We start from the raw sequence: 525 nt of genomic DNA on the forward strand, positions 1-525 counted from the left end.
TCCAGGATGAGGGCGAGGATCGAATTGAATGCGGCTATTGAAGCCGCTCGCGCAGGTGAACAAGGTCGTGGGTTTGCAGTAGTAGCCGATGAAGTAAGAACGCTAGCTAAGCGTACTCAAGATTCTGCTAGCCAGATTGATGAACTCATCACCTCACTGCAGCGTGGTGCAAAAGACGCGCTAGAGTCGATCAAAGAGAGTCACAGCACGGTTTCAGATGCTTCAACTCAGGCACAACAAGCCTCTCAGAATTTGCATGTGATTAACCAACACATCCAAGATTTGAATCAGGCCAACAGCCAGATCGCAGTATCGGTTGATGAACAGGATTGCTTGACTAAGTCGCTGGGTGAAAATGCGCAAGGTGCAAACACCATCGCACAAAGTAACCAAGAGTCTGTAAGCAGTATTTCTGGCGCAGCGAGTGACTTAACTGAGGTTGCTCATCACCTAGAGAGCCAAGTAAATCGATTTAGAACCTAACGAAACCAGCCTTCAGCACGGCTGACACGGTTCCGAACCAAT

General features: G+C 48.8%; 1 protein-coding gene. It reads left to right on the forward strand.

The genetic code is table 11. The features are described 5' to 3' along the window. Positions 1-483 (forward strand): methyl-accepting chemotaxis protein (locus FQP90_RS23135; protein WP_280116006.1); only part of this gene is annotated, 483 nt, incomplete at its 5' end. Between the last annotated feature and the right edge of the window lie 42 nt (positions 484-525).

It is taken from the genome of Paenarthrobacter nitroguajacolicus (genome assembly GCF_007786235.1).
GTDB lineage: Bacteria > Actinomycetota > Actinomycetes > Actinomycetales > Micrococcaceae > Arthrobacter > Arthrobacter nitroguajacolicus_A.